The organism is Bacillus cereus (genome assembly GCF_002567495.1).
Classification (GTDB): Bacteria; Bacillota; Bacilli; order Bacillales; family Bacillaceae_G; genus Bacillus_A; species Bacillus_A cereus_AQ.
This window is the reverse complement of the sequence record NZ_NVAP01000058.1, coordinates 3,459-26,921: the sequence shown is the minus strand read 5'-3', so window position 1 is coordinate 26,921 and position 23,463 is coordinate 3,459. Positions and strand designations below refer to the sequence as shown.

Below are 23,463 nucleotides of genomic sequence, written 5' to 3'. Positions count from 1 at the left end.
TATATTATTTGTATTGCCTATACATATATAGTTGGTTACAAATTAGTCTCCCCTTTAACATATTGCTGTGGAAGAGGAGCATATTCAGCTCATTTTACATCTTTATATAAGATATGACTTTCTTATACAATGTATAACTTATTTGTCACTTCACACAAATACATACATAAAAAGAAAAGACACCCTAAGGTGCCTTCCTCCGACTTGAACCATCTTAATTTTTATACTATGTACTGGACTCCCATCCAAACATTATTTTACCACGTTAAGTTATATTGTTCATTGAGGGTATCACCACACTACCATCAACTTAAGAATTTTATAAGGCCCCCAAAAAAAAGGTACATTTCTCTCTTGAGATATCAATTTTTTCGTTTTGGGGTATTTGCTTTTCTTAGCTTGATTGGCCTACAACGAGACCTCTGTTAAAAAGAACAGTGACATCACAAAGTGCTTTTTTTCGAGCAATTAATAAGCAGCAACTTGAAGAAACACAGAAGTGAAAAATCTCTATGTTTTTACTTTGCGGGCTATGACAACAACCTGACACTTCCCCTACTAGGCCTATATCATATATTTTACCCCCTGTGCACAATACCCTTTTAAAAAATATATTTTATTCATATATCATTACCCAATATTTTTCTTCTAGCTCACCTTCTTCAATAACTTTTTTCCAGCCCATATTCTCATAAAATTTTAGTGCTTTTTGATTTTTAGAAACACACTTTAATCTTAATGGTGTATTCATCTTTTCTATGGAAGCATGAAGTAACTGTCTTCCAGCCCCCTTACCAAAGAACTCAGGATGTACAAATAAATTGTGTATAAAGTTTTCAGGTAAATATAAAGAAGCAAATCCGAGGATATGATTATCTTCCTCTGCTAGTATTATATGTTCCCCTTCAGTATGTTTATCAAAATCTTCTATAGTCATTTCGTTTCTATCTAGCCAATGAAAACTTTCACGCCGCGACTCTAAATATATCCTTCTTAAATTAGGGTAGTCTAATGCACTTGCTACTCTAATATCCATTTTCTCACTCTCTCTTCCTTTATTCACTCGTATCTCTTTAAAACAATGGCTGCATTATGACCTCCGAAACCAAATGAGTTAGATAGACCTATATTTATTTTCACTTGGCGAGCAACAGATGGTACATAATCCAGATCACATAATGGATCAAGATTTTCTAAGTTAATTGTTGGAGGAACTGTCCCTTCCTTTAAGCTCATTGCTAAAGCAATTGCTTCAACCCCACCAGCTGCCCCTAACATATGACCAAGCATAGATTTATTAGCTGTTACCGGAATCTCATAAGCTTGTTTTCCAAACAGCTGTTTAATAGCCATCGTTTCAGAGATGTCCCCCACTTTTGTACTTGTTGCATGGGCACTAATAACATCAACTTCTTTAGGCGATATATTGGCATTTTTTAAAGCTGATCTCATTGCAAGATAAGCACCTTTACCTTCCGGATGTGTAGCTACGATATGGTATGCGTCTGAACTTGCACCATATCCAATGACTTCTGCATAAATCTTTGCCTCTCTACGTAAAGCATGAGATAAAGATTCTAAGATTAGAATTCCAGCTCCTTCTGACATGACAAATCCATCTCGATTTCCATCAAATGGACGACTAGCTTTCGTGGGATTATCGTTTCTTGTTGATAATGCTGTAGCGTTACCAAAGCTTGCTATTGATAAGTCTGTTATAGCTGACTCTGTTCCACCCGCAAATATAACGTCAGCTTCTCCAGAACGAATTAGTCTAAAGGCTTCCCCGATAGATGTATTTCCAATTGCACAGGCAGAAACAGGTGACATAGAAGGTCCCATCGCATTCCACTTGATACTAATTTGTGCTGCAGCGGCATTAGACATTATAGCAGGTACTAGAGTTGGGCTGACCCTTCTTGGCCCCTTCTGCCTAAGCGCATCAACATTTTCAATCAAGGTTTCAATTCCTCCGATACCTGAACCTACGTATACCCCTAACCTTTCTACATCTATACAATCGAGGTCTAACTTAGAATCTGACCAAGCTTGTTCAGCTGCAGCCAAAGCAAATTGAGAAAAACGATCTAAACGTCTTGCTTCTTTCTTTCCTAAAACTTCATCTGCATCAAAATCTTGGACGATACCCGCAATTTTTGTTTTATGATTGGTAACATCGAAAGTATCGATATTAGCTATACCAGATTCCCCTTTAATTAGATTGTTCCAAAATGTCTTGATGTCGTTTCCTATAGGAGAAACTACTCCCATACCAGTAATCACAACTCTTTCCACTTTGCATTCCCTCCAATCAATAATATACTTGTATTTTACAGTCAATTTATCCTATTACAAGGGGGGATTTATCCTAGTATAAATACTACTAGGATAAATTGATAAGATAAGGGGTTTTAAAAATGAATAATAAAACAAGGCTGGAAGCTCTGTCGGCATTCTTAAAAGCTAAGCGCGCCCAAATTAGTCCAGAGTCTGTTGGTTTGTCTGCCGGAAACCGGAGAAGAACACCTGGATTACGAAGAGAAGAGGTTGCACAGTTAGCAGGTGTAAGCACCACTTGGTATACATGGCTAGAGCAAGGAAGAGATATAAAGGTTTCTACAATCGTACTTGATTGTATTTCTAAAGCTTTGCAATTAAATAATGATGAAACAGACTACTTATATGACCTGGCATTCGAAACAAATTCAGAAATTACAAGTCCAAAAAAGGATCAATCAAAGCTTAGTCCTTCTTTAATACGAATACTAGATGAATTAACATATTGTCCCACTATCATTACGGATCGACATTGCCATATTGTAGGCTGGAATTCTGCAGCTGCTTATGTTTTTTTAGATTTTGAACAAATACCGAATGATCAAAGAAATTTAATTCGTTTAGTATTCACTAGAAAAGAATTAAAAGCATTGGCCGTCAATTGGGAACATTTTGCGAAAGGTTTTCTTGCTATTTTCCGTACCTATTATGGACGCTATTTAGACGATGAATGGTACAGCCAGTTTATTAAAGAAATGAGTCATTCCCATTCAGAATTCCAAGATTTATGGCAAGAAAGCCAAGTGAGTAAGGCTCCAGACATGATAATTGAATTCAGACATGCTAAAGCAGGCAAAATGTTGTTTAATTTAACTTCTCTTCAAGTTCAAGGTGATATGGATTTACGGTGCAGTATCTATACGCCAGTAGGGGAAACAGATACAGAAAATAAATTAAAGCGATTAATGAAGAGGGTTTCCAGTGAAAATTAATAAAGTAAGTTCATTACATCAGCAAAATGATACTGATTATTGAAGAAAGTCAATATTCCTTATGAAAAAAAAAGAGTTAACTTTACTATTTCCTTTTTATTCCACGGGTGGATGACATTAGTTGAAGGTGTATAAGCTAATTTGCATTCGGATTCCTATGATTCTTCTTCCATTATAGGGTGGCTTTAATGGAAGAGGGATCATAGAAATGAACAGACTTTTTTATACAATTAAATAAAGTAAGAGCGTTTTTCGAACAATTTCATAAGACATAGGTCATTTATCTCTTTGTTCTGTACCCATCAAAGATTTCCACAATACGAGGTCAATCTATCTTGTTTCTCGTACAGAAAAGGTTGTCCCCAAACGATAAAAATGAACTTCGGCGCTGTAAAAAATACAAAATTATCGTTTAGAGGGTACTTTAAAGTCTTAGCTTGATAGCGATGTGGTATCACCAGCAAGCTGAAAAAACCACGCTAAACGAAAAATACAATGAGCTGCCCATATGGACAGCTCATTTACATAATTAGTGTTATCGAAAGTAAATAAATAGAAAAATTTACTAAACATACGGTTTTCATTAGTTTAATAAAATTTTTTCATAATTTATCAAAGTCTGTTGAACAGGTTATGTCCTTCCATTTATCAAACTCTTTTTGTAAGGTAACTACTTTTTCCGAAGCCACATGATAAGCATCTGAACCTAGTAATAAATGAACGGGAGGATCTGTTTCTGCCTCTGTGTGTATAATAGCTAAAGCAGCTCCTTCGGGATTACCTTCTTGTTTCCCATCCATAACATTATCAAGAAAATCCTTTACCTCATGGACTGCTTTATAATCTTCAATTTGTTTTTTACTGTACATAACGGAACCACTGCTTAAGAAATTAGTTCTAAAATATCCAGGTGCTACCATTGTAACTTTAATGCCAAATAGTTTTGCTTCCTCTGCCAGAGACTCAGATAAGCCAACCACTGCAAACTTTGTAGCACTATAGCTACCAAAACCCATACTGCCTACGTATCCTGCAAGTGAAGCTATATTAAAAATATGTCCTGATTTTTGTTTCCTTAAATAAGGCATTGTTTTCCTAATTACATTTAATGTACCAAATACATTCACATCAAAGTTTTGACGAATTTCTTCGTCTGTTAGTTCCTCGAGACTCCCACCTAAACCGTAACCAGCATTATTTACAACGACATCAATCTTACCAAAAGTTTCAATGATTTTCTCAATTGCGTTCTGTACGCTAGCCTCATTAGTCAAGTCAACAGTCAATGGTAGAAATCGTTTTGTATTATCATTAACTACCTTTATTAAATCATTTATTGTTCTTGAAGTTGCAGCAACTTGGTTACCATTCTTTAATAATTGTTTTACCAGTACAAGTCCCAAACCTTTTGAGGCTCCAGTTACAAACCATACTTTATTTTCACTCATAGCGAATGTTCCTTCCTTTCTTTTCAAACCTATATTTTCACAAATAAAAAACAATTTTCGCCACTTATACTATTATGAGAATAAGAGTAGTGATAAGTCTTCTTTTGGTATATCGTATTCATGTGAAATTAACATAACGTTCTATAATACGTAGTAAACAAAGAGGCTATTCCCATTTTTCGCAAGGGCTAAATCTTTTTTATTAAGAATGACTTCCCTGGATTATCTATATTTTTTGTATAAAAATCACATATTCTCTATTTGGTCTAACATATTTTTTAATGGAACTTAATGCCTAGCATTACACGAAAAATGCTAACACAACAGTTAGGTGAACTATAAGAAGACAGTATCATTCACAGAAAAACATGTGATCAAGTACCGCCCAAAATAGAATATTCTTTAACTAATTACGTTTGTTCTTTAAATTTCATACTAGACTCCCTTTGTACTTGGAGCGAATATCCCCTCGAAAAGAATAGAAATACGTCCATGCTTATTACAGCAGGTGAATAATAAAAAGGAGTTACATTATTATGTAACTCCTTACTTAAGATTGAACTTTACTTCTCTTCCGGATAATCACAATACTCAATGATCGTTCCCTCTGTATCTGCTGGGTTAAGATATATTAATCTTCTACCGTGCTTATTCATTCGAAGTGTATGCTCTAACGTTCGAATACCTTGTTCTTTTAACTCCTCTAGAGCTACATCTAAATCATCGACACGATAGGCAACGTGATGAACACCTTTACCTTTTTGTTTAATAAATCTCGCTATCGGAGATGTCGTATTATTTGTAGGTGCAAGTAATTCAATTCTATCACCATCTACTTCCAAAATAGCTACTTCGCTTTCTACACCAGGTGCCTCACTTATGTAACGATCTATTAGGGTTCCTGACAAAACCGTTTCATAAAAACGTATCGTGCTATCTATATCACGAACTGCGATTCCAATATGATCAATTGTTTTTTTCATTTTATTTCCCCTACTACTTTATTTTTTCTAATTATTAATAGTAACAAAAAAAGTTATAGAAGCAAGTTCTATAACTTTTTTTATTTAACCTATTTTCTTATCCGCTCTAGTTGCTGGTTGAACTTGATTTTTCATTTTTACAACGCTAATGCCATATCCAATAAATCCACCGATAATCGCTGGGAAGATCCAGCCTAATCCTACTTCCTGCATCGGAAGGAATTTAGTGAACACTTGGCTTACTACTTTAATGTTGACTCCAGCTGCACTTAATCCATCGAATAAGCTGATGATAAATGTTACGATTAAGCTCACTTGATAAACTTCAGCTCTTCCTTTGAATAATGAATGGAAGAATGTTAAGAAAATCAATACGATTGCTAGTGGATAAATTGCTGTTAATACTGGAACAGAAACTGCAATTAATTGTGTTAATCCTACGTTTGCAACAATTGCACTAAATACACATAGCGTGATTGCAATTGCTTTGTAAGGAACATTTGGGAATAACTTATGGAAGAATGAAGAACATGCTGATACAAGTCCCACACTAGTTGTTAAACAAGCTACTGTAATCATTAATCCTAATAATACTCCGCCATATGACCCAAAATAGTAGTTAGAAACTTTCGCTAATACTTCTCCGCCATTCTCTAAATGTCCAAGCTTTGCAACACTTGAAGCACCCATATAAGAAAGAGCTGTATAGATAATTGCTAAAATAGATGCTGCAATAATTGTCGCTTTTGCACAAACGACCATAATTTGTGTTTTCGTTTTTGCACCTTTTTCTTTAATAGCATTGATGATGATAATCCCGAATACGAATGATGCAAGCGTATCCATCGTTAAGTATCCTTCTTGGAATCCTTTAAAGAATGCATGTGATGTATAAGCTTCCACTGGTGCCTGCATATCTCCAATCGGATGAATAAAAGCAACGATTACTAAAATACCAATGAAAGTCAACTTAATTGGCGTTAAGATTTTTCCAACAATATCGACAATTTTCGCGGGATTTAGCGAAAAAAAACAAGTGATGCAAAAGAATATAATTGTGAAAAGAATTAAAGGTGTAGAACCTACTCCTTCTGGCATAAACGGCTTAAGACCAATTTCATAAGAAACATTTCCTGTTCTTGGTATTGCAAATAACGGACCAATCGCTAAGTATAAAACTGTTGTAAACACAATCCCAAACACTGGGTGAGCACGACTTGCTAATGACTGCAAATCATCTTTACCCGAAAAACCAAATGCTAGTACACCTAGTAATGGTAAACCTACTCCTGTTACTAAAAATCCAGCGTTAGCAATCCATACATTCTCTCCTGCCGATTGACCAAGCATCGCTGGGAATATTAAATTTCCTGCTCCAAAAAATAGTGCGAATAACATTAAACCAATAACTACTATGAACGAAAACGGTACTTTATTCGTCATAATATAACCTCCATTCCAAATAACCTATGTCATTTCCAATTTTAACTAATTGAATTTTCTGAATATTTAATTTAAGTATCAACTATTCTTGAACTCATTATAGTTTGATATATAATATTTTGCAATACTATTTTCAAACTTTTCATTTATTTTATAAATATACATTTTTTAACATGAAAACAGACTAAAAACCAACATGGTCATCCATGTTGGTTTTTCCATTTACTATCATGAATTAAAATTTTGCAGCTACTTTTTTAACGTTCTCTAATCCTTCTTCAACAATTTGTTGTGAACGATCTGGATATTGATTGTGTCCTTCAATTACAACAGTTTCTGGATTTGTAATTCCCCAGAACCCAAGCACGGTTGTTACATAATTAACTGCCATTTCCATAGGAGCCATTTGTTCTGAAGAATAATCTGAACCACGAGCACCTAACACAACAACTTTCTTATCACCAGCTAAACCTTCTGGACCATTTGCTGTATATTTAAATGTTTTTCCAGCTTGAGAAAGATATGAAATATAAGTAACTAATGGTGCTGGCACTGTGAAGTTCCATAATGGGAACGCAAATACAACCTTATCAGCTTCTAAAAACTGATTTAAATATTGATCTACTGCCGCTACAGCCTTTTCTTCTTCTGCTGTTAGCTCCATTCCTTGACTACGTTTGTATCCACCTGAAATAGCGATATTTCCGTAATAAGGAAGGTCTAAAGCAAATAAATCTAACTCTGTAATTTCTGTATTTGGATTTGCTTCTTTATAAGTACTTACAAATGTTTCATACATTTTTGAACTAACTGCTTGCTCCGCTGGACGATCGTTTGCTTTTACAAATAATACTTTTGACATTTTTTTATTCCCCTCTACATTCGTGTTTTCTTCTTTTTTACCAAATAATGAGCTAAATAGTCCCATTTTCTTCACCTAATCTTTCTTTTCATATTCATTATTCATCATCATAAAAATTCTTATTCTAAGAAAAAGTTCCAATAGATACCTTAAGTTAAGTCATTAAAACTTTTCGTTATTTAATTACCTTATGTAAGTGATTGTAATATAGCCACTTACTTTAGTCAAGTAACTTTTAATAAAAAATAAAATCTCGAATTAAAAACATTAACTAAAATACAATTGAACACCAAATACATCTTTATTACTTGTATAATAAACTTAGAGAGGAAAATTCATATTTAGAAAGGATTTATTCATGAGCACTATAGAAAAGATTCAAACTTTTATTATTCTTTTTGCTGTTACATGTGGCATTGCACTCGGACAATTTAATATCATACATATGTATTCAGACAAATTCATTGTCCCCTTCTTATTTTTCATGCTATATGGATTATTCCTCAGCATCCCATTGAAAGAAATAAAAAATGGATTTCGTAATTTAAAATTTGCCGGAACAAGCCTTACCATTAACTTTTTATGGACGCCTTTCCTTGCTTGGGGATTAGGTGCATTATTTCTTTCAGATCACCCAGCACTTTGGGTTGGATTTATAATGTTGATGGTTACTCCATGTACAGATTGGTACTTAATATTTACTGAAATAGCGAAAGGAAATGTAGCACTTGCTACAGCAATTTTACCCGTAAATTTAATTTTACAAGTATTACTGCTTCCAATTTATTTATTTTTATTTGCTGGTGTAATGAAGACTGTAGCAGTTTCCGTTTTAGTAGAAAGTATTGTTATTGTAATCGTCTTACCATTTTTACTTGCACACGCTACAAAATTCATTATGAATAAACTGAAAAAAGCTGAAACGCTCGAGAATAAACTCATTCCGTTTTTCAGCTCTGCCCAAATTGTATTTTTAAGTTTAGCAATTGTAGCGATGTTTGCATCACAAGGTAAATATTTATTACAAAATATGAATGTCGTTTTATTATTACTCGTTCCTGTTCTATTGTTCTTCATCATTAATTTTTTACTAGGACAATTTATCGGGCGCATCATGCATTTATCTTATAAAGATACAGTAAGTCTAAACTTAACAACATTAGCAAGAAACTCGCCTGTTGCACTTGCTATCGCTGTAACTGCTTTTCCAGATGAGCCCCTTATCGCACTTGCACTCGTTATTGGACCATTGATTGAGTTGCCAGTACTTGCTTGTGTTTCACAAGTTTTGTTGCTTATTAAGAAAAAACGGCAATATGCGTAATAAAAAACGTCCCATAATGGGATGTTTTTTATTACGGAAAAATTACATACAACACTTATTTCTTATTTATCAATACAAATGAAATAACCGAAACTACAAACGTAATAATACCAATTATTATAAATAGGATAGAAGCTGAAAAGGATGACATCAAGCTACCACCCTCTTTTAACAAATGTATCATTACATTAACAGAGCCTTTCTAATTAAAAATGATAGGAAACGTAAATATAATGAAAGCTGCCCAAAGTCCGTATATTGGCAAATACTTCGTAACGGCATCTTGGATAGGTAAAGGACCGGATTTGTTTTGTAGAAAACGCATATAAGAGAGCATAATCCACATTAGATTTGCCCAAATAAGTATGTTGACTCCTAAAACAGCAAGTCTATTAGGCGTAATACCATAGGAAGAAAGTCTGAACACGATAGCTGACAAAGCCACACTATCAATAATAAGCGCAAGAACAATTAAGACAAAGTTTATATAATCTGAAATATTCTTTTTCTCATCTGAGTCACTCTCAACAATGGAAAATATAGTAACAGCCAATACAACAAGAAGTATTCCGTTGAAGACCATCAAGAAATTGCGGTCCAAAAATGGATTTTTCCCAACCCATATAACCGTTATAAGATAGATTAACAATGTGACCAGGACAAGCGGACTAAAAATTTTAGCTATATATGGTGTAATATTTTTAGCAAACTTAAGATTCATTGATACTAAGTATGCAGCCACAATAGCGAGAGCGGCAGCACCAAATAAAACAACATTACTAAAATAGAACTCTCCTATATCCAAGTCAACAAAACTAAATAACCTCATGGTGAATACTGCTAGCACCATTCCGCTAACTGCCATGCTGGCGTAGAGAATACAATATTCCAAATTAAATTTAATATAAGCCAATCTTGTACTTCCTTTTGAATATTCATTTCCTGTAAACGCAAGCCCTACTAATACCCATAAAAATATAGGAAGGTGCAAATAAACAAGGATTATACTGTCTTTATAATTTAATGGCAGCATATTAAGATAAAACCCGGAAATTAGGAACAACGCTGCAAGGGAATAAATAATACTTTTTTTCGGAGTATTATTGTAAACAAAATAAGCAGCAATAAAAGGGATTATACCAAAAGCTAAGTTAATCGGAGCAATTGATCCCTGTTCGACAAAATGAAAAATGATTCTGGTACTTAACCCGGCTAGAATAGCTAGAATGCCCATGAATAAGAAACCTTTTTGAAACAAAGATTTTTTTTCTGTATTTGCCATCTCCTTAAAATACAACCTTTCATACCAAGCACCTAGAACCTGAGAATCAGGGTTTTGGTCCCATGCTTGTGAGAATGATTTTTTAAAAGCTTTTGAGTCTTTTCTATACATTCTCTCCAACTCATGGGGATTATCCATATTTTCAATGATCAAATTGTGAATGTCCATATTTATATCTCCTCTAGTTTAAAAAATAAGGTTATTACCTTTTCTATAAAAAGCACCTCACTAATTTATTCTGATATTGATTTTAATACATTATTTATTGTTTTTCAATAAATAATTATCAATTAAAAAGAATTTTTTATTGTTTTTTTCATTTTACCCAAAACAAAAAGTATTCCTTATTCAAAGAAATACTCTACAACTTTTTATAAACATCGGCGTAAACTACTTTCAGATGTTCTCTTAATTGCTTATTTTTCCTTTATATAAAAGAAATACCCTATAGAATAGATTTTTTAGTGTCTACTCTATAAGGTACAGTTTAATTGTCATGCTTTTTTATTTTCTATCAATAGCTTTTCGAACCTAACCTGTTACAGAACCAATAGTTTAGGTAAGTGGTCTTTATGTGTTGAAACCACTTAATTCTCGAACACAAAATTAATCTTATTATCTTTCCACTCCAGCTTCGCATCAAATGTTTTCTCGCCCTTTGTAAAGCCTTTAATTAAATCGGTCTTTTCACCTTTTAAGAGCTTTGTCATATTCTTTTGCGAAATTGTTTTACTTAATATCTTCTTTGAGATGGTAAAATCACATTGTGTCGTGTTGTAGTTAGAACAACCGTAAAACGTTGACTTATCAATTACATCACCATCACATTTTTTACAGCTTCCAACCTTTTTACCCGTTGTAAACTTCGATCCTTTTCGTTCAATCGATTCAACATGTAAACCAGTGAAATCCCACTTCTCAGACATTTCCACTGCATCTTCAATAATTTTCGCTGATAACTTTTTCGTTTGTTCCATAAATGTAGCAGGAGAAGCTGTACCTTCCCCGATTTCCGCAAGACGTTGTTCCCATTTCGCAGTCATTTCCGGTGAAGCTAGTATTTTGTCGCCGATTGCTGTAATTAATACTTTTCCCTTATCGGTCGCATACACTTGGTTTTTCTGCACATCTATATACTTACGGTCTTTTAGCATCGTAATAATTCCAGCGCGAGTTGCCTCTGTACCTAAACCTTCTGTTTTCTTTAATACTTTCTCCAGCTCTTCATTCTCTAAATACTTACCTGCCGTTTTCATTAACGTAATAAGTTGTCCTTCTGTATAACGCTTCGGTGGCTGTGTTTTTCCTTCTTTCACTTTCACCTTTACAACTTTCCCTTGTTCACCTTCTGCGACAATTGGAAGAATTGTTTCGTCATCTTTATCATCTTGGAAAATAACTTTACGCCAACCTTCTTGAATTTGCTGTTTTCCTTTTGAAATGAATGCAGCACGTTCATCTACAAGAGTTGTAATCGTTGTGTAGTCAAAGATTGCTACTTCATAATGCGCCGCAATCAGTCTTCTTACGATCATATCGTAAATTTTCTTTTCATCACCTGATAGTTTGCTTGGATTTGTAACTTGCTCTGTCGGAATAATAGCATAGTGATCTGTCACTTTCTTTTCATTTACATAACGCTTGTTGTTCATAATGGATTCAATTGGTGCTGGCAATAACCCTTTATATTCATCAAACTGACTTAACTTCTGTAAAATATCAGGGAACGTCGCTGCTTCTCCTTGTGTAACATAGTTAGAATCCGAACGCGGATAAGAAACTATCCCTTTTTGATATAGTGCTTGTGTTATATCAAGCGTCTTTTTCGGTGAAAATTTAAAAGCTTTATTAGCTGTCGCTTGCAATGCTGATAAATTAAATAAAAACGGCGGCTGAAACTCTTTACGCTCCGTTTTCATTTCTTTTACTACAGCCGGTTTCCCTTGGCAAAATGCCGCAATTTTATTCGCCATATCAGGGTCTTTTAAGCGGGATTCATTATCCTTTTCCCATTTCCCGTCATATTTCTTTCCTTCTATATTAAAGGTTGCGAACACTTCCCAAAACGGCTCCGACTTAAAGTTTTCAATTTCTTTCTCACGCTTTACGATTAATGCGAGTGTTGGAGTTTGTACACGACCGGCGGAAAATACATCGTTCATTCCTTTTTTCTTTAGCAAAATACTAAAGACACGCGATGCATTCATACCAACAACCCAGTCAGCGCAAGATCTTGTGTATGCTTCGTAATACGTATTAATTGTATCTGCTTCATCGAGTAAATTTTTAAACCCTTGATAAATAGCTTGCTTTGTTAAAGATGAAATCCAAAGACGTTTCATCGGCTTTTGTACATTACAAAGATTAATAATATTTCGTACAATCAGTTCCCCTTCACGCCCAGCATCGCCTGCGTGAATAATTTCTGTTACCTGTGGATTATGTAACAGCTGTTTCACAACATTAAATTGCTTATACTTCGACTTTGTTACTTCAAATTGAAAACGCTCTGGAATCATCGGTAACGTATTAAGTGACCATTTTTTCCACTCAGCGTGATAATGTTCTGGATTACATAACTGCGTCAAATGACCAATTGCCCATGTACAGTACGCTCCATTTGGAAATAACTCATTTGCTTCAACTTCTAAATATCCATCTTTCCGGCGATATTTAAATTGTGAAACAAGAGCCAAACCTTGATCTGGTTTCTCGGCAATAATTAATTTCATTTTATAACTCCCTATCTGTATTCCAGTGTTACTTTCGTTGTATATATGTTTAGAAACGATGATAAAACAACAATCTTATTTATCATTCGCGAGTTACTCCAAGTAATGGGATAACTATAATATTATACGCTTATTCTTTATGGCTTCACAATAGAAACTCATAATATAACAATTTCTTTCACATGCTTACAATTAAAAAGACGCCCTAAAAAATCAAGCGTTCCTTTGCTTACATCTATGAAATTGTGCAGATAATTTGCAGATATATATTAGCATAAGTACGCCCCATATAAACATATGATGAAATGAACGATAGGACAGGGAGGTATCATAATGTTTGCTTATACGTTAACTATCTTAACACTTTGCTGTACCTCGATTCTTATTACATCCTATGTTTCTAAACGTAAGGGTACCCTAATGGAGTATATGGTATTTATTATATCTTTTAGTATGAGTATCGGTTTAAGTATTGGTTTTTATTTAGGCATTCTCTTTAAAGGAGAATTACTATATTCTACTTTGCTTGCTATTTTAATTAGTGGATTTATCGGCTTTTTAGTCGGTCTACGTTTTCACCTGTATACTGCTTTAGAAGGTATGTTCTCTGGATTAATGGCAAGTATGATGGGAGCAATGATTATAGAAATGTTAAACACTCAACAAGCCCATAGTATACTTTTTATTAGTCTTTTACTTACTATAACTATTACCATGTCATGTATAATTCAATTGTTATCAGAAAACTTTTCTACTTTTATCCAACGGCGTTTTTTGTTATTACTTTCAATTAGTGTGGTAATTATCGTTGCCGTATTCGTGACATTCCCAGATCATACTCCCCCACCTTCATCCGGGCATGACCAACATATACATTAACACTTGCAGCAAAAATGAATAAGCAGCTATCCATTGGATAACTGCTTCATATTATTCTGGCTTATTAGGAACGTTTCGGTTTGGAACATAATCAGATTTATAATCTGTATATTTCACTTCTGTTACCATCCCCGCTGAAGCATGGTGTAGATCATGACAGTGGAACATCCACTCACCCGGATTGTCTGCCGCAAAGGCTACTTCATATTCTTCTCCTGGTTTCAAGTTCAATGTATCTTTAACAATTGGAGAACCTTCTATCGGCTTTCCATCTTTACTTAATACTTGGAAGAAATGACCGTGTAAATGCATCGGGTGATCGTCTCTTTTAGAGCGATTTACTAATTTCACTTTTACTAAATCACCCTTTTTCACTTGGATTGGGTCAATATCCGGAAATACCTTTCCGTTAATTGTATATACCATTTCATTTCCATTCATTTGCGTATTTAAGTCCATATTATATGTGGCAGTATACGCTTGATTTAACGTGAAACTACCTAATTTTTTAGCACCATATTTCGTTATATCTAATTTCGGTAATTTTTCTTTTTCGTCTGCTTTATCTTTCATCTCTTTGCTGCCATCATATTCAATAACAGCTTTCATTCCTTTTGCACCTTTATTTTCTGAATGGTCTTCAACATACCATTTCCCAGGATTATTAGCAGTAAATTCAACATCATAACGTTCACCCGGTGCAATTGAAATTACTTTATCCTTTATAACTTTTGGATCATTAATTGCTTGGCCATCTGATGTAATTACTTTTATATCATGACCGTGAACATGAATATTATGTGATAGATAACCAGCATTAACGAGTCGAAGTCGAACTTTGTCTCCCTTGTTCACTTTTAATGGCTCTACTAAATCACCGCTTTTACCATTGATTGTGAATAAGTCATACATACTCATATTATGACCTTCCATCTTCATATTCCCATGGTCCATTCCTTCCATATTGCCAGAGTCTTTTTGATCACTACCCATGTTCATATCAGAATGGTCCATGCCCTTCATATCATCATTCTTTTTCGTATTGTCATTATCCATACTAGTTTTTTTACCGTCCACTTTTTCTTTTTTCCCTTTTGTCATTTCTTTTACTTGCTTATTAATTTCTTCTTTATCTGTAACCCATTCATCCAACATTAATGTGTAATCTTTATCATATTTTTCCTTTGTATCTTCTACAATGAGCGCTCCATACAAACCTCTATCTAATTGATTTACAGAATCTTGATGCGAGTGATACCAATATGTTCCTGGTACGTTCGCTTCAAATTCATAGGTGAAACTCTTTCCAGGCTCAACCGCATCTTGCGTCACGCCTGGAATTCCATCCATGTTATTTGGAACAGGATACCCATGCCAGTGAAAAGATACTGGTGCAGATAGTTCATTTTTTAATATCACTTTAACCTTTTCACCTTTTTCCACCCGAATTTCCGGACCAGGAGATGAACCATTAAATGTCCAAACCGGAACAATAACACCGTTACTTAACTTTTGTTTCTCTTCTTTCGCTATTAAAGTAACTTCTGGCCCCTTAACAATTTCCAATGGTTTTGTAGCCGTTTCAATTTGTGCGTTTTTTTTATCATTCATATTTTTATGATCATTTGTTGTATTTATGGTCGTAGAACATGCAGAAATTAAAGATATTACAGAGACTGTAACTGCGGTTAATACAAATCTCTTCATGGAAAATCCCTCCTTTTTCTTTTTCAAAATCATTATAGAAATTGATTTTCAAGAAAATAAGGAGATGTGATTAGATCTTACGTAACTTAATTGGAAAATTACTAAAAGCGGAGATTTTACTAGAGGCTAATATTTGAGGAATACAAAATGCTTTCCTTGTAACGACTGTATTAGCCGTTCTCTTATTTGTTATGACGTTATTTCTTAAGAAACAATAACACTACTAGTATTAAATAAAAAAAAGGTAGCCAAAATGCTCTTCACAAAAGAACTTACATTTGTGTATAATGAGAACTAATGTTCCTTATAGAAAGACAATAGACCTAAATTACACAAATATATCAAATGGAAGAGGATCGATATACTATGAAAATTGATAGACCAAAAATTTCACCAGAGTTATCTTCAAAGAATTTTCAAGATATTTTTTATGAAGAAGATCCAACATTAGAAGTGTGCGAAATTATAGACTCCACTTTCGAAAATGAATCTGTAGATAGAGTGCGATTATATGATGCAGTGATAAAGAATTGTAAATTCACTAATACAGACTTTAGCAATATTGATATTACAGATGTTTGTTTTGAAAACTGCGATTTATCAAATGTTAATTTAAGCAATTCTTCTGTTCACAGAGTTGAATTTAAAAATAGTAAATTAATTGGAGTAAATTTCACAGAATCTAGCTTAGGAAATGTTAAATTTGAGAATTCAATTTTGAATTTAGCGACATTCGGAAATTCAAAACTAGAAAAAATTATATTTAATGAAACCTCATTAAATAATGCAGATTTTTTTGATTGTAAACTAAAAAAAGTTGAATTCCAATTATGTAGTCTTAACGAGGCTAATTTTGACCAGACATCACTGAAGGGGATAGATATTAGTTCTTCTAACTTTGATACACTTACAGTTTCAGTGAACGATTTAAGAGGATGTAAAGTATCAACATATCAAGCTGTTCAGTTTGCAACTTTATTAGGATTAATAATTAAAGATTAGTAATTCGAAGATAAACAGAACCCTATCCCGAATCATGGACTTTTTTAAGTGTCCACGATTCGAGATAAAGTTCAAATAAATTAGTGATGACTTTTTTATTATTTAACTACAGCTGGATTTCCTTTTACATGTTCATTATTTTCACTCATAAATTCTTCAATCTCTTCAACTTCTCTAATGATATCTTTTGATAAGTTTTCATATCCATCTTTCGTTACAAGAATATCATCTTCTATTCGAATACCGATCGACTCTTCCTCAATATAAAGACCTGGTTCTATCGTAATAACCATACCTGCTTCTAATACTCTATCTTTGTATGTACCTACATCATGAGTATCTAAACCAAGGAAATGGCTGACACCATGATAATAATATTTAGACAGTTCCTCATCTTCTTGAATTAAACCAATTGCTTTACATCCTTCTGCGAGTACTTTTTTAGCATGCTCATTTAATGCAGCGAACTTTAAGCCCGGCTTAATAATCTCTGTTGTTTCTTTTAATGCTTTTAATACGATATTATAAAATTGTTTCTGGCGATTAGAGAATGTTCCACTAACCGGGAATGTATAACTAATATCAGCGTTGTAATAGTCTTTTTGAGCACCTAAATCGAGCAATACTAAATCACCATTTTGAATTTGTGCATCATTGTCTTCATAATGAAGGACTGTAGCATTTTTACCACTTGCCAAAATTGTATTGAACGCATGATGCTTAATGCCAGATGATTTCAGTGTAAAATCAAATTGAGCTTCTAATTCATACTCCATCATGCCTGCTTTTGCATGCTTAAGTACGTTGTAAATACCGTCTTTCGTTATAGCAATTGCTTCTTTAATAATTTCAATTTCTTCCTCTGTTTTAAATACTCGTAATTCACAAATGTTCGGATATACATTACCAATTGTTACGTGTGGGTATTGTTCTCTTACATGTTTAGCAAATGCTAATGTTTTTGTCTCCGTACCATTCCACTCGCGACGTTCTATATCTAAATATAGATGCTTCGCATTTTCTGTAAAAAGTATATTTGACATTGTCTTTTCAAAGCTATCTAAATATACAACTTTCTTTATACCTGAAATTCCCTCTGCTTCTTCGCTAGAAACTGTTTTCCCAACCCATTTTTCCATTACTGGATCTGATTTTTCAATAAAAAGTGTCTCTTCTACACTATTCCCAAACTTTTTTAGCATAAAAATAACATTTGGTTCATCGATTCCTGTTAAGTAGTAAAAATTACGATTCGGTACAAATTTATAATGTGCATCAGCTGACATATGTGGTGCTTGTCCCGCAAATAAAATCGTAATGGATTCATCAGGTAATGTTTTCGTTAGTCTTTCTCTATTTTGAGCAAAAAATGTTGATTTCATAATAATCCCCCTAGCGTTTTATGTATAATTGTGAAACTAATTATTCAATACACTTTATTCTATTATTGTTATAATTTTTCGTCAATTTTTAACATATTTTTAGATAGTATTGACACAAACAACTAAACAAGTTACAATAACTATAAATTAGTAAGCTACTAATTTAATTTAAAACAAGAGGTGAACAAAATGCAAAATATTTTATTCCGTATTAATGAATTATCAAAAAAAGAAAGAACATCTGGATTAACAGTTGATGAAAAACAAGAACAACAAATGTTACGTCAAAACTATACAGAAACATTTCGTGGAAGCCTAGATTCCATTTTATTAAATACAAAAATTGTTGATTCGAATGGTCTTAACGTTACACCAGTTGCATTACAAGATGCTCAAATACGTTTAAAATTAAGCAAATGAGTTCCGTGCTAAAGAATTTCAATAAAACATAAACAGAGCTGGATTTCCTATATAGAAATTCCAGCTCTGTTTATTGTCTTTTCTAATTTAGTAAACGCGCGATACATCGCAATTCTCCACGATATAATCATCGCAAATGCGAGTAAGAAAAACATTCCGCTTAACTCTGCTAAATCAAGTGATTGGCTTAAATATGACTTTAATGCTATTCGTACAACTAATAATCCTACTAAAATGAATATGAATGCTTTTGACGGTTTCATAAATATATGTTCGCCTCTTATCTCGAACTTAGTTGTTTTAATAAGAAGAATGGAGAAAATAAGCCCTATACTAATTGCCTCGACTATTTCTAGCGATGTTAATCGAAACTCTGGTAAGAAGTACATCATCGCGCCTGTACTCATAAAAATTGGCGGCAATATAATTTTCTTTTTCGTTACCGGCTTTTTCGCTGCTTTAAAACGCAGAAACATTACCCCAACAGCCATACAAACCGCTATGACACTTGATAAAAGTGCTATCATACTTTCCACTCCTATCTATTTAAATAACTTTTTGAATAAAATCATAAACTAATAAGGAGATACATACCGCATTATAGAATTTCTTCATTATATTCCTACTGCTGTAAACTTTCCATATTCGCTGCAATCATTTTACGCAAAGTTTATGAACGGAATATGAACAAAAAAGCCATTTTGCAATTAATAATTGCAAAATGGCTTTTTAATTTATTTTAAATCGTTAATTGTGAAAGCACCTGGAAGTAACTGTTCAACAGTCACTTCTTTTTCATCACCTTTTACATTCGTTAGTAATACAGGCATTTTCGGATCACAAAATTCAGCAATAACTTGTCTACAAGCACCACACGGTGAAATAGGTCCGTCAGTTTCTCCTGTAATAACTAAGTAACTAAAATCGCGCTCACCTTCTGATACTGCTTTAAATATTGCTGTTCTTTCTGCACAGTTACATAAACCGTAAGAAGCATTTTCTATATTACAACCAGTATAGATTTTCCCTTCTTTCGTAACTAACGCTGCGCCAACAGGAAATTTAGAATACGGAATATACGCTTTCGATAACATCTTGTTTGCTTCTTCAATATATTTTTTCTTACCCATATTATTTCCCCCTCAAAGTAAACGAAATGATGATTAGTCAGTAATAACTGTATGAACTAATTTAGGAGCCACTGCTGTTTCAGCGATAGAGATGTTCTCATAAATTTTTGCTTTTACATCTTCTACATTTTCACGATTTGCGTAGATTGTTACGAACGGCTCGCCTTCTTTTACTGCATCGCCAACTTTTTTGCGTAACATTAAACCTACTGCTAAATCAATTTCATCTTCTTTTGTTGCGCGGCCAGCACCAAGTAACATAGCTGCGATACCGATTTCATCTGCAACAATGTTAGAAATAACACCTGAAGTTTTTGCAGGTACATCAATTACATACTTCGCTTGTGGCATTTTTTCTGGATTGTCTACAATTGAGCTATCTCCGCCTTGATTGCTTAAGAACTCTTTAAATTTCTCAGTTGCTTTTCCGTTTTTCATCACTTCAATTAGCATTTCACGAGCTTCTTCTAACGTATTTGCTTTTTTCGCAAGTACGACCATTTGACTTCCTAATACAAGTACTAATTCTGTTAAATCTTCTGGACCTTCACCTTTTAACGTATCAATTGCTTCTTTCACTTCTAGAGCATTACCAATCGCAAATCCAAGAGGTTGTGACATATCTGAAATAACTGCCATTGTTTGACGTCCTACGTTATTTCCGATACGTACCATTGCATGTGCTAATTCTTTTGCATCTTCTTCTGTTTTCATAAATGCACCAGCACCTGTTTTTACATCAAGTACGATTGCGTCAGCACCAGCTGCAATTTTTTTACTCATAATTGAACTTGCGATTAAAGGAATTGAGTTAACAGTTCCTGTTACGTCGCGTAATGCATAAATCTTTTTATCTGCAGGTGTTAAGTTTCCTGTTTGTCCAATAACAGCTACTTTGTCACGGTTTACAATATCAATGAATTGTTCTTTCGTAATTTCAACGTGGAATCCTTCTACCGCTTCTAATTTATCAATTGTTCCGCCTGTATGCCCTAAACCACGACCAGACATTTTTGCTACTGGTACATCTAAAGCAGCTACTAATGGTCCTAATACTAATGTTGTTGTATCACCAACACCGCCAGTTGAATGTTTGTCTACTTTAATTCCTTCAATTGCTGATAAGTCGATCGTTTCTCCAGACTCAACCATCGCCATCGTTAAATCTGCACGTTCGCGATCTGTCATATTTTTAAAGAAGATTGCCATTGCAAGTGCACTCACTTGATAATCAGGAATACTTCCGTCTGTATATCCATTAATAAAGAATTTGATTTCTTCAGTCGTTAATTCTTTGCCGTCACGTTTTTTTGCGATAATATCTACCATTCTCATTACAATCACCATTCCTTTTTATATTATATAAATCTATTAAAATAATAAACCAACGATTGTTGCTGATAAGAAACTTACTAATGTTGCACCGAATAGTAATTTCAAACCAAATCTTGCGACTACATTCCCTTGCTTTTCATTTAAGCTCTTAACTGCCCCTGCAATAATCCCAATTGAAGAGAAGTTTGCAAATGAAACTAAGAATACAGAGATAATCGCTGTCGTTCTATCTGAGAAATTAAAGTTTCCTTGTGCTAAATCTGTCATAGCGACAAATTCATTTGATACTAATTTTGTTGCCATAATATTTCCGGCATTAACTGCTTCATGCCAAGGTACACCCATAATAAATGCAAATGGTGCAAATGCATAACCAAGAATTTCTTGGAATGAAATACCGATTACACCTTTAAATACTGCATTAATGAATGCGATAAGAGCTACGAAACCAATTAACATAGCTGCTACTGTAATCGCAACTTTAAATCCATCAATAATGTATTCCCCTAATACTTCAAAGAAGGTCTTCTTCTCTTCTTCTTGTACTTCTAACATATCTTCTTCCTCAGTAACTTCATACGGGTTAATGATAGAAGCAATGATGAAGCCACCGAATAAGTTAAGCACTAAAGCGGTTACAACATATTGTGGTTTTAATAAAACCATATATGATCCAACGATAGACATAGAAACTGTAGACATTGCTGATGCACATAATGTATACATTCTTTTCTCTGGCAATAACCCTAGTTGTTTCTTAACCGAAATAAATACTTCCGATTGTCCTAAAATCGCCGATGCCACAGCGTTATATGATTCTAGTTTCCCCATTCCATTTACTTTACTTAATGCTAGACCAATAGATTTCACAATAATAGGTAATACTTTAATATGTTGCAAAATACCTATTAAGGCTGATATAAATACGATTGGCATTAATACACTTAAAAAGAACGAAAACTCTTTTTGATTTACTAATCCACCAAATACGAAATTCACACCGTCAGCGGCATATTTTAATAGCTCTCCAAAACCATCTGCTATTCCGCTAATTAATATATTCCCTACACTTGTATTTAATAATAGAAACCCCAAAATGAATTGTAATATAACCATCGTTATGATTGGACGATATTTGACTTTCTTTCTATCATTACTAGCAAGCCAAGCGATACCTAAAATCAATACGAGGCCAAAAACACCGATTAAGTATTTCATAAGCCGTTTCCTCCCATTCGTATCCGCTTACATTTTTTTCAATTATTAAAGCAATAGATATACTTTAAACGTATATCTATTGCTTTAAGCTTTTATCGATTAGTAGTTATCTGTAGCACCTTTTGCATCATTTAATACGATTGCAACACTAGCACTTGCTCCAACGCGAGAAGCTCCAGCAGCTACCATTTTGTCTGCATCTTCACGTGTACGAACACCGCCAGATGCTTTTACACCAACGTTTGGTCCTACTGTTTTACGCATTAATGCGATATCTTCAGCAGTTGCTCCGCCAGTTGAGAATCCAGTTGAAGTTTTTACGAAATCAGCACCAGCTTTTACTGATAATTCACAAGCACGTACTTTCTCTTCATCTGTTAATAGGCAAGTTTCAATGATTACTTTTACAAGAGCTTTTCCTTTTGCTGCTTGTACTACTTCATAAATGTCTTTTTCAACAAATTCGTTATCGCCATCTTTTAAAGCGCCTACGTTGATTACCATATCAACTTCAGTTGCACCTTTTGCGATAGCATCTTTTGTTTCAAATGCTTTTGTTTCAGTAGTGCTTGCTCCTAATGGGAAACCGATTACAGTACAAACGTCTACATCATGTCCAGCTAGTTCATCAGCCGCTAATTTTACCCATGTTGGGTTAATACAAACAGAAGCGAATTTATATTCCTTTGCTTCTTCGATTACTTTCATAACATCTTCTTTAGTAGTATTAGCTTTTAAAATTGTATGGTCAATTAACTTTGCAATGTTCATTATCTTCACTCCTCATATCTTTTAACAACTTCATTCTAACTCTTAGTTGAACAAATGTAAATACACTTTTGAAATTTTGTTCATTCTTTTTTAAAAGGCATTTTCTTGTAGTAAATAAAGTGCATTCTAACAAAGAACACTTCATATATAATCAAATTTTCTATGTTAACAATGGTAGTATGTATCTCCATATCCATAATTATTTTTAAAAAGGCAATTTGTGTTCAAAAAAGACTCCTATCATTCATACATAACAAAATAAAAGGAGTTCTCAAA

The 23,463-nt window shown here is 33.8% G+C and carries 20 protein-coding genes and 1 pseudogene; 6 read left to right on the top strand and 15 right to left on the bottom strand.

From position 1 onward, the window contains the following. Positions 1 to 616: 616 nt before the first annotated feature. Positions 617 to 1,036, bottom strand: coding sequence for a GNAT family N-acetyltransferase (locus COK05_RS26915; protein ID WP_098614993.1), 420 nt, complete (start codon positions 1,034 to 1,036; stop codon positions 617 to 619). A 23-nt stretch (positions 1,037 to 1,059) separates the two neighbouring features. Next, positions 1,060 to 2,295 (bottom strand): beta-ketoacyl-ACP synthase II, encoded by a 1,236-nt coding sequence (gene fabF, locus COK05_RS26910; protein ID WP_098614979.1) that lies wholly within the window; start codon positions 2,293 to 2,295, stop codon positions 1,060 to 1,062. Positions 2,296 to 2,417: 122 nt separating this feature from the next. On the opposite strand from fabF, the gene COK05_RS26905 reads away from it, so the two are divergent. Further along, a complete protein-coding gene (locus tag COK05_RS26905; protein ID WP_098614978.1) occupies positions 2,418 to 3,269 on the top strand; it encodes a helix-turn-helix transcriptional regulator in 852 nt (283 codons plus the stop codon). Between the two features lie 602 nt (positions 3,270 to 3,871). Here the strand turns inward: COK05_RS26905 and COK05_RS26900 are convergent. Further along, positions 3,872 to 4,717 carry an oxidoreductase gene (locus COK05_RS26900; RefSeq protein WP_098614992.1) on the bottom strand — a complete coding sequence of 282 codons (846 nt, stop codon included), beginning with the start codon at positions 4,715 to 4,717 and terminating at the stop codon, positions 3,872 to 3,874. A 288-nt stretch (positions 4,718 to 5,005) separates the two neighbouring features. Here COK05_RS26900 and COK05_RS26895 point away from each other — a divergent pair. Continuing rightward, positions 5,006 to 5,233: pseudogene (locus COK05_RS26895) on the top strand (winged helix-turn-helix transcriptional regulator); the annotation flags it as partial. A 47-nt stretch (positions 5,234 to 5,280) separates the two neighbouring features. Here COK05_RS26895 and COK05_RS26890 read toward each other — a convergent pair. The 3 genes from COK05_RS26890 to COK05_RS26880 form a co-directional block, all read right to left on the bottom strand. Continuing rightward, positions 5,281 to 5,700 carry a VOC family protein gene (locus COK05_RS26890; RefSeq protein WP_098614977.1) on the bottom strand — a complete coding sequence of 140 codons (420 nt, stop codon included), beginning with the start codon at positions 5,698 to 5,700 and terminating at the stop codon, positions 5,281 to 5,283. Between the two features lie 84 nt (positions 5,701 to 5,784). After that, on the bottom strand, positions 5,785 to 7,143 hold the full coding sequence (brnQ, locus tag COK05_RS26885; RefSeq protein WP_098614976.1) for a branched-chain amino acid transport system II carrier protein: 1,359 nt from the start codon (positions 7,141 to 7,143) through the stop codon (positions 5,785 to 5,787). A 235-nt stretch (positions 7,144 to 7,378) separates the two neighbouring features. After that, positions 7,379 to 8,071, bottom strand: a complete 693-nt coding sequence (locus COK05_RS26880) for an FMN-dependent NADH-azoreductase (protein ID WP_098614975.1) — start codon at positions 8,069 to 8,071, stop codon at positions 7,379 to 7,381. Positions 8,072 to 8,363: 292 nt separating this feature from the next. On the opposite strand from COK05_RS26880, the gene COK05_RS26875 reads away from it, so the two are divergent. Continuing rightward, a complete protein-coding gene (locus COK05_RS26875; RefSeq protein WP_098614974.1) occupies positions 8,364 to 9,329 on the top strand; it encodes an arsenic resistance protein in 966 nt (321 codons plus the stop codon). Positions 9,330 to 9,531: 202 nt separating this feature from the next. Here the strand turns inward: COK05_RS26875 and COK05_RS26870 are convergent, their stop codons facing one another. Further along, positions 9,532 to 10,779 (bottom strand): DUF4153 domain-containing protein, encoded by a 1,248-nt coding sequence (locus COK05_RS26870; protein WP_098614973.1) that lies wholly within the window; start codon positions 10,777 to 10,779, stop codon positions 9,532 to 9,534. Positions 10,780 to 11,198: 419 nt separating this feature from the next. Continuing rightward, positions 11,199 to 13,343: a DNA topoisomerase III gene (gene topB / locus COK05_RS26865; protein WP_098614972.1), complete on the bottom strand. Its 2,145-nt coding sequence runs from the start codon at positions 13,341 to 13,343 to the stop codon at positions 11,199 to 11,201. Positions 13,344 to 13,676: 333 nt separating this feature from the next. Between topB and COK05_RS26860 the strand changes: the two genes are divergently transcribed. Then, the gene (locus tag COK05_RS26860; protein ID WP_098614971.1) at positions 13,677 to 14,222 is read left to right on the top strand and encodes a hypothetical protein; all 546 of its coding nucleotides are present in this window, start codon (positions 13,677 to 13,679) and stop codon (positions 14,220 to 14,222) included. A gap of 51 nt (positions 14,223 to 14,273) precedes the next feature. On the opposite strand, the gene COK05_RS26855 is transcribed toward COK05_RS26860, so the two are convergent. Further along, on the bottom strand, positions 14,274 to 15,929 hold the full coding sequence (locus tag COK05_RS26855) for a multicopper oxidase family protein (protein ID WP_098614970.1): 1,656 nt from the start codon (positions 15,927 to 15,929) through the stop codon (positions 14,274 to 14,276). Positions 15,930 to 16,295: 366 nt separating this feature from the next. Here COK05_RS26855 and COK05_RS26850 point away from each other — a divergent pair, with 366 nt between their 5' ends. Next, positions 16,296 to 16,931, top strand: coding sequence for a pentapeptide repeat-containing protein (locus COK05_RS26850; protein WP_098614969.1), 636 nt, complete (start codon positions 16,296 to 16,298; stop codon positions 16,929 to 16,931). A gap of 98 nt (positions 16,932 to 17,029) precedes the next feature. Here the strand turns inward: COK05_RS26850 and COK05_RS26845 are convergent, their stop codons facing one another. Beyond that, on the bottom strand, positions 17,030 to 18,313 hold the full coding sequence (locus tag COK05_RS26845; protein WP_098614968.1) for an aminopeptidase P family protein: 1,284 nt from the start codon (positions 18,311 to 18,313) through the stop codon (positions 17,030 to 17,032). A gap of 189 nt (positions 18,314 to 18,502) precedes the next feature. On the opposite strand from COK05_RS26845, the gene COK05_RS26840 reads away from it, so the two are divergent. Further along, positions 18,503 to 18,733: a DUF896 domain-containing protein gene (locus COK05_RS26840; RefSeq protein WP_001179618.1), complete on the top strand. Its 231-nt coding sequence runs from the start codon at positions 18,503 to 18,505 to the stop codon at positions 18,731 to 18,733. Between the two features lie 47 nt (positions 18,734 to 18,780). On the opposite strand, the gene COK05_RS26835 is transcribed toward COK05_RS26840, so the two are convergent. From COK05_RS26835 to deoC, 5 genes are all read right to left on the bottom strand, one after another. Further along, a complete protein-coding gene (locus COK05_RS26835) occupies positions 18,781 to 19,260 on the bottom strand; it encodes a CcdC family protein (RefSeq protein ID WP_098614967.1) in 480 nt (159 codons plus the stop codon). 207 nt (positions 19,261 to 19,467) lie between these two features. Continuing rightward, the gene (locus COK05_RS26830) at positions 19,468 to 19,863 is read right to left on the bottom strand and encodes a cytidine deaminase (RefSeq protein ID WP_098614966.1); all 396 of its coding nucleotides are present in this window, start codon (positions 19,861 to 19,863) and stop codon (positions 19,468 to 19,470) included. A 33-nt stretch (positions 19,864 to 19,896) separates the two neighbouring features. Next, entirely contained in the window at positions 19,897 to 21,198 is a 1,302-nt protein-coding gene (locus COK05_RS26825; RefSeq protein WP_098614965.1) for a pyrimidine-nucleoside phosphorylase, read from the bottom strand. A 36-nt stretch (positions 21,199 to 21,234) separates the two neighbouring features. After that, entirely contained in the window at positions 21,235 to 22,416 is a 1,182-nt protein-coding gene (locus COK05_RS26820; protein WP_016082053.1) for a NupC/NupG family nucleoside CNT transporter, read from the bottom strand. Positions 22,417 to 22,515: 99 nt separating this feature from the next. After that, positions 22,516 to 23,187 (bottom strand): deoxyribose-phosphate aldolase, encoded by a 672-nt coding sequence (gene deoC, locus COK05_RS26815; RefSeq protein ID WP_001017440.1) that lies wholly within the window; start codon positions 23,185 to 23,187, stop codon positions 22,516 to 22,518. Between the last annotated feature and the right edge of the window lie 276 nt (positions 23,188 to 23,463).